We start from the raw sequence: 7599 nt of genomic DNA, 5'->3' as shown, positions 1-7599 counted from the left end.
TGGTGCTGGACCCGTCCGGTGCACGCCTGCTCGCGGCGGAGACCGGCCCGGTGCTCGGTGCCGGCGGACCAGGACTGGTGCATCAGCAGCAAGCCGCGCTGCCACAAGGCGCCTCGGTCGTGCTGTACACGGACGGCCTGGTGGAGCGCCGCGGCGAGGTCCTGGACCAGGGACTGCGCCGGCTCGTGGACCTCGTGGACGACGCGGCAGACCTCGCACCCGAGGCTCTGGTGCAGCGAATCGTCACCGAGATGCTGACGGACGGTCAGTCCGACGACGTGGCGTTGGTGGTCGCACGGCACCTGCCCGCACCGTTGCACCGCCACGTGCCGGCGTCGTCGGGTGAACTGGCCGGGCTCCGGCGCGCCGCCACGGCCTGGGCCCTGGTGGCGGGACTGTCCGAGGACTCGGCCTACGACCTGGAACTGACGCTGGGAGAGGCCGCGGCCAACGTGGTCGACCACGCCTACCCGGACGGCGGCGGCACGTTCGACGTCTCACTCGAGAGCACGGGCCGGGGCGTCCGCGTGACCGTGGCCGACCACGGCCGCTGGCGCCCGGCACCCGCGGATCCGGGAACGCGGGGCCGAGGCCTGCCCCTCATCCGCACGATCGGCGAACACGTCGACCTGACGACGGACGCGGGCGGCACGACGATCCGTTTCCACGTGCCCGCCACGCCGGACACGCGCACCTCCCCGCATCCGCACCCGCTGGACCACACCGCGGTGAACGGGCTCGCGGACGGAGTGGACGACCGGGTCCAGCTGATCCTGCTGACCGGCGACCTCGACTCCGCCACGGTGCAGGACGTGCGGAACCCTTTGCTGGCCAGGATCAGCGCGTCCGACAACCGGCCGGTGGAGGTCGACCTCGCCGGACTCGACTACCTCAGCAGTTCCGGAATCGCACTGCTGCTGGAAGCCACCGAGCTCGCGAAGGAACACGGACGGCTGCTGACCGTGGTGGCCGCACCGCACGGCGGGCCGGCCCGGATCCTGGAACTGTCCGGGATCGCCCACCTCACCCGCTGACCTGCGCCCGCACCGGGACCGGTCCCGGCGAGCCGCCATCAGCATGACCGAATGGATTTCCTGAGGAGGGTCGCGGTTGTCGCCGTGTGCTGCACGTCTGTCGCGTGCGGAACCACTCCGCCCACCCCGGTTCCGACGCCGCCCGCCCCCTCACCGAGCACGCCGGACGACACCGTCGTCAGGTGGGTGGCGGGCTACTGCGCCGCGCTGAAGGACATGGTCGTCCAGGTGTACAAGCTGCCCAAGGAATCCGACATCGCGACCGAGGCCGACCTGCCGAAGGTGGACTCCGCCCTGCTGGCACTGGAATCCGAGCTGCGGGCCGCCATCGCCGGACTCGAGAAACTCCCCCAGCTGACACCTCCGGCGCAGGACGCCAACGCCATCGTCGCGGACCGGCTCGCCACCTACCGGAAGCTGCTGGCGAAGGTGGTCGAATACCGCGCGGTGCTGCCGCACAAGGCCGTCCACTACGCCCAGTCCGCGCTGGTCGTGCTCGGCGTCGACATGGTCACCTACAAACCTTCCGGCTTCGCCACGGACGTTCCTGGGCTTCGAGAGGTGATGAAGGCCAACGAGGACTGCAAGTTGGTCGTGTGAGCCGCAGCGTCCTCGCCGATGTCCGGCAGGCGGTTCATCCCGTCAGGACGACAGCCGGCCCGGACGTGGCGAAGAGGCTGTCGAACACCCGGACGCGGTCGAAGGACAGGGCGAACGCGCGTGCCCGGTCCTCCATGAGGTGCCGTTCCTCGGCGGACATGTCGAGCGCCACCCGGTCGATCGCGGCGGCGATGTGGGTGGTGTTCCCTGCCTCGACGACGATGGCCGTCCCGCCCACCGCCTCGCCGACGCCGCCGGTGGTGGTCGTGATCACCGGCCCGCCGCCCGCGAGCATCTTCTCGGTCAGCGCGATGCCGAAGGTCTCCACGAAGTCCGGTTCGGGCTTGGTCGGCAACGCGTACACGGCGCAGCCGTTCATCAGCAGCGGCTTCTCCTCGTCCTCCACGTCGGTGAGGAAGAGGATCCGGTCGTCGTGCCGGGTGATCGCCTGGAGGTGCTCCAGTTCGGGGCCCTGGCCGGCCACCACGAGCTTCAGCCGTGACCGCGCCTGGCACCGGGCGAACGCGTCCACCAGGTCGTAGATGCCCTTGGCCCGGGTCACCCTGGACAGGAACAACACGTACCCGTCGCGTTCCAGGCCGCGTCGCTTCAGGGCGATGTCCACGAGTGCCGGGTCGAGGTCGAGGTACGCCGAGGTGTCGATCGGCGGGTAGCTGACCGACAGCCGGCGCACGCACTCGCCGGCGAACCGGGTGCCGCAGTGCGCGTCGACGGCCTCCGCGCAGGCGATGATCTCCTGCCTGGTGTACTCCGACACGGCGATCACCTGGTCGTTGGCGAGGAACCGGGTGAACAGGACCACGGCCGCCCCGAACCGCCTCTCGGACAGGCACGAGCGGATCACGTTGGTGACGTCCGAGCCGACCGCCTTCGCGATGGTGTGGACGTCAGGTGCGTAGCCGGCCGCGCGGGCCGCGTCGACGGCGTCGCGCACCACCGCGTCGTGGGGAGCTAGGTACATCGACACGCAGGTGGTCGGGACCGGCTCGGCGAGCAGTTCGACCAGGCGTCCGGTCAGCCCGGCCAGGTATCGGCCGTCGGGTACCCGGTAGTCGCCGACCGGTTCGGGCCGCTCCACGGTGATGCCCTCGCTGTAGGGCGTGATCCGGTCCAGCGGCTTGAGCGGCAGGCCCGCCGCCTGCAGCACGGGTATCGGCCAGGTCAGCAGCCGGACGTCGTCGAAGCCGCGGGTCAGCGCGACCTCGGCCAGGTTGCGGGCTTCTCCGGAGTGACCGCAGATGACCGGGTCGGCCCGGACCACGATGACGAGACGGCGGCTTGGCCTGCTCATGTGCGAGCCCCTTTTCCGAGCGGGTCGGACACCGACGGCGGCAGGATCTTGCGTCCCCACTCCGAGGGCTGCGGACCGAGTTCGAGCAGCAGCCGGCCGCCGGCGTGCACGTCGGTCGCGCGCAGGTGCGCCGCGTCGAGTGGCTTGCCGTTCAGCTGCGCGGACTGCACGTACTGCGGCGGCGGGTCCGCCTCCAGCCCGTCGGAGCTGATCGACGTCTCGCGGTGCCCGCGCGTCTCGATGACGAAGTCGCGGTCCCCCAGGTGCAGCGTGGCACGGCTGAAGGCAGGCGCGTTGACGAGGAAGAGGTTCTGCCCGGCGACCGGGAACAGGCCGAGCGAGGCCCACACGTACCAGGAACTCAGCCCGCCCGAGTCGTCGTTGCCCGGCAGGCCGCCGGGACCGGTGCCGAACTGCCAGGTGAGCGCCGCGTGCACGATCTCGGCCGTGCGGTCCGGCCGGGCCGCGTAGTGGTAGGACCACGGCGCTTCCATGTCCGGCTCGTTGTTCAGCCCCTCGAACCGGTTCAGCAGGTAGCCGGCCGCCATCTCCACCGCGCCGGGCCGCTTGCCGGGCTGCGCCACGCGCGGTGCGCCGTAGCCGAAGAACGCGTCGAGCGTGCTGACGAAGGCTTCGTGCCCACCGACCATGGCGATCCTCGCGGCCATGTCGTGCAGCAGCCGGAACGAGTAGTTCCACTTGCCGCCTTCGTAGAACGACGAGTCGAGCAGCAGTCCGGTGTCCGGGTCGAACGCGTTGGACCACAGGCGGCTGCGCGTGTCGAGGTCGTCGGCGAGCTGGACGTCGTTCAGCGCCCTGGCGATGCCCGAGGTGCAGTGGGAGGCGTAGGCGAGGTCGAGGGTGTGCGAGATCGGGTGCACGACACCGTGCTCGTAGAAGTCCTCGCCGTACATCCGGCGCAGGTCGTCGTACATGTGCACCAGCGCCCAGGTCCAGTCCAGGTCGCCCAGGCCGAGGGCGTGCACGTCGGCCAGCGCGGTGTGGACCAGCGCGCTCGCCTGCCGGAAGAACCTGTCCGCGCCGCGAGCCATCCGATACCCGATGGGGAAGTTGCCTTCCTCCTCGCAGACCCGGATCAGGGACTCCAGGAGATCGACCGCCCGGTCCGGGCAGATGGCCATGAGCAACGGCAGCTGGGTCTTGTAGATGTCCCACATCGTGCAGATGTCGAACACGAAGGGCCCCGAGGACGGCCAGAACGGGCTCTCGTCGTCGGCGAAGCACGGCTTGATCAGCGAGTGGTACAGCGACGTCGCGAACACCTGCCGCCGGGCGGGTGACCCGCCCTCGACCTCCACCCGGCCCACGTGGTCGCGCCACCGGGCCCTGGTCTGCGCCCGGACGACGTCGAACGCCGGTGCCCCGTCACCGCATTCGCGGTGCAGGTTCTCCCGGGCCTGGTCACAGCCGCGCAGGGAGAACCCGATCTGGATCTCGACGCTCTGCCCGGCGGTGGTGGGACCCATGTAGAGCATCCCGAACGGGCGCAGCGTGGTCTGCCTGATGCGGTCGAAGTCGAGCCGCGTGCCACCCTCGATCAGCCGGCGGTCGTGCCAGAGCATCTGCCGCCAGCCCGGACTGTCGACCCTGATGTGCACCGACAGCGGCACGCCTTCGACGACCACCGTGCCCTGGGCGCGACCGTTGCCGAGGCTCTCCACGTGCGCCCGCAGCGGCACCGTGCGGCCGAGGTCGATGGCCAGCCCGCCGCAGGACAGGTCGACGACGAGCCGTGCGCTGCGATGCTCGGGAAAGGTGTAGCGGTGGACGGCGACCTTGGCGCCGACCGTGACCTCACAGCGAATGCCGGTGTCGAGATCAGCCGCGTAGTACCCGGCTTCCGCGGTCTCGTCGTGCAGCGGCCAGGCCTCGCCGAGGACGTCCAGCGGCTGCACCATCGGGGTCACCCGCACGTAGTTGTAGTACTTGCGGATCGCACCGGTGCCGGACTGCTGGAAGTGGGTGAAACCGGACGCCTGCAGCCGGTCGAACATCTCCTCCGGCTGACCCTCGGTGTTCTTCGAGTAGAGGCCGTACCCGGTCGGATAGGCACCGGAGTAGGCGCAGGCGGACACCATGCCGAGCGGGGACGTCGCGCCGGGGTGCGTGTTGCCGACCTGCGCTTTCGGCCACCACCAAGTGGCCGCCAGCCCTTGCGCCGCGGGCAGTGAGGTGGCAGCCGTTCCGATGAAGGGATCAATCTCGTCGAGGATGACCAGACGCTATGTGAGCGCGGCGTCCCGTTGGTTTCAGCGATATGAACATGCGGATTCCACCTGAGTCGGGCTCGCGAGCGATTCTCTCCGAACTGTCGGCACTTCAGGTGGGAAGGCGCCCCCACGTGGTCCAGCACGGTCCAGACGGTTGACGCCAAGGCCTTGCTCTGTTGGCGTCTGCAAGTACTGAGTTTTTCCAACCTGACCTTGCTGGTCACAAGATCGGATCGATCTGCACGCCTGGCTTGCGTCACGCAGCGCCATGGCAGGAGAGCATGGACGTGGGCCGGGAGCACGGTGCCGCCGATCACGATGGAAAGGCTCGGTACTTGCAGACGCCATGACCACCGGGCGGGCGTGAGGCGCGCCCTCGGAATCAACCGTCTAGCCGCGGCTGACCGTCACCGGACGATGCGGCTTCCAGCGCAGGTGCACGTTGCGGTCCGGTGCGTCGGCCCGCAACAGCGACAACCGCGGCCGGATGGCGTCGGTGCGCGCTGATGGCGGTTTGCGGCTGCCGGCTTGGAACTGCACCGGCCAGTCGACGCGGTAGTCCTGTTCCGCTGCCGCGTGCAGGGTCCAGTGCGGGTCGTACAGGTGGGTGCGGCCGATCGCGCACAGGTCGGCGCGTCCGGCCAGCAGGATGGAGTTGACGTCGTCGTAGGAGGCGATGGCACCGACCGCGATGACGGCCGCGCCGGTGACCTCGTGGCGGATCCGGTCGGCGAACGGGGTCTGGTAGCTGCGGCCGTACGCCGGGCGTTCGTCGGCGGTGACCTGGCCGGTGGAGACGTCGATCGCGTTGGCGCCGTGAGCGACGAACGCGCGGGCGATCTCCACGGCGTCGTGCTCGGTGTTGCCGTCGGGAGCCCAGTCGGTCGCGGAGATGCGCACGATCATCGGGCGCTCGGCCGGCCACACCGCGCGCACGGCGTCGAACACCTCCAACGGGTAACGCAGGCGGTTCGGAAGCGGGCCGCCGTACTCGTCGGTGCGCTGGTTGGCGATCGGCGAGAGGAACGACGACAGCAGGTAGCCGTGCGCGCAATGAAGTTCGAGCAGGTCGAACCCGGCTTGGGCACCACGTTCCGCCGCTGCGACGAACTCGGCGGTGATCCGGTCCATCTCTTCGCGGCCGATCTCACGCGGCACGGGAGAGCGCGATCCGTACGGCAGCGGCGAGGGTCCGACGGTCTCCCAGTTGCCGTCCGGCAGCGGTTCGTCCATGCCCTCCCACATCAGCCGGGTCGAGCCCTTGCGGCCGGAGTGGCCGACCTGCAAACCGATCCGGGCGGTGCTCCGCGAGTGCACGAACTCCACGATCCTGGCCCACGAGTCGCGTTGCTCGTCGTTCCACAGACCGGTGCAGCCCGGCGTGATGCGGCCTTCCGGCGAGACGCAGACCATCTCGGTCATCACCAGGCCCGCGCCGCCCATCGCCTTGGAACCCAGGTGCACCAGGTGGAAGTCGCCCGGCACGCCGTCGACCGCGGAGTACATGTCCATCGGCGAGACGATCACCCGGTTCTTCAGCTCCAGCTCTCCCAGGCGGAACGGCTGGAACATCGCCGGAGCTGATCCCGGAAGTCCTTGCGAGGCAGCGAAAGCGGCATCGACGCGGTCAGCGAACTCCTCGTCGCGGGTGCGGAGGTTGTCGTAGGTGATCCGGCGGGACCGGGTCAGCAGGTTGAAGCAGAACCGGGTCGGCTCCTGCTCCGCGTACATGCCGATGTTCTCGAACCACTCCAGCGACGCCTGCGCGGCCCGCTGAGTGGACTCCACGACCGGGCGGCGTTCGGCTTCGTACGCCTTGAGCGCGGTCTGGACGTCGGCGTGCTCGTGCAGGCAGGCGGCGAGGGCGAGCGAGTCCTCCATGGCGAGCTTGGTGCCGGAGCCGATCGAGAAGTGGGCGGTGTGGGCGGCGTCGCCGACGAGCACGAGGTTGCCGTGCGACCAGCGCTCGTTGCGCACGGTGGTGAAGCTGAGCCACTTCGAGTTGTTGGCGAACACCTGGTGTCCGGCCAGTTCCTCGGCGAACATCTCGCGGATCCGTTCCACGGCCCGTTCGTCGGACACTCCCGGCGGGAACTCCTCGGCGGTGTCGAACCCGGCCCGGCGCCACACGTCCTCGTGCATCTCGACGATGAACGTGGAACCGCTGTCGGAGTAGGGATAGCCGTGGACCTGCATGGTCCCCCACGGCGTGTCCTTGATGAAGAACTGGAACGCCTCGAACACCAGGTCCGTGCCGAGCCACATGTACTTGTTGTGCCGCCGGTCCAGCTTCGGCCCGAAAACGTCCGAAAAGGACTGGCGGGTCAGCGAGTTGACGCCGTCCGCGCCCACCACCAGATCGTAGGAGCCGCGCAGGAGCTCGGCAGCGGGTGCGGGCGTCGAGAAGTGCACCACCACGCCG

General features: G+C 69.6%; 5 protein-coding genes. 2 read left to right on the top strand and 3 right to left on the bottom strand.

Features of this window, described 5'->3' with window-relative positions:
• The coding region (locus tag ABZX92_RS44280) for an ATP-binding protein (protein ID WP_355571947.1) at positions 1–1034 on the top strand (1034 nt) is incomplete at its 5' end.
• A gap of 51 nt (positions 1035–1085) precedes the next feature.
• On the top strand, positions 1086–1634 hold the full coding sequence (locus ABZX92_RS44275) for a hypothetical protein (RefSeq protein ID WP_355571945.1): 549 nt from the start codon (positions 1086–1088) through the stop codon (positions 1632–1634).
• A gap of 34 nt (positions 1635–1668) precedes the next feature.
• On the opposite strand, the gene ABZX92_RS44270 is transcribed toward ABZX92_RS44275, so the two are convergent.
• The 3 genes from ABZX92_RS44270 to ABZX92_RS44260 form a co-directional block, all read right to left on the bottom strand.
• The gene (locus ABZX92_RS44270) at positions 1669–2946 is read right to left on the bottom strand and encodes a glycosyltransferase (RefSeq protein WP_355571943.1); all 1278 of its coding nucleotides are present in this window, start codon (positions 2944–2946) and stop codon (positions 1669–1671) included.
• Positions 2943–5156, bottom strand: a complete 2214-nt coding sequence (locus tag ABZX92_RS44265) for a glycoside hydrolase domain-containing protein (protein WP_355571949.1) — start codon at positions 5154–5156, stop codon at positions 2943–2945. Before ABZX92_RS44265 ends, ABZX92_RS44270 begins: the two co-directional genes overlap by 4 nt.
• 411 nt (positions 5157–5567) lie before the next feature.
• Positions 5568–7599 (bottom strand): FAD-dependent monooxygenase (locus ABZX92_RS44260; protein ID WP_355571942.1); only part of this gene is annotated, 2032 nt, incomplete at its 5' end.

It is taken from the genome of Lentzea sp. NPDC006480 (assembly GCF_040611995.1).
GTDB lineage: Bacteria > Actinomycetota > Actinomycetes > Mycobacteriales > Pseudonocardiaceae > Lentzea.
Note: the sequence above shows the minus strand (reverse complement) of the source record. Positions and strands in the feature narration are given on the sequence as shown.

What these genes read in the sequence shown, in the direction of transcription:
- ABZX92_RS44275 (WP_355571945.1), top strand. Translation starts at nt 1,086, where the DNA reads ATGGATTTCCTGAGGAGGGTCGCGGTTGTCGCCGTGTGCTGCACGTCT.
- ABZX92_RS44270 (WP_355571943.1), bottom strand. Translation starts at nt 2,946, where the DNA reads ATGAGCAGGCCAAGCCGCCGTCTCGTCATCGTGGTCCGGGCCGACCCG.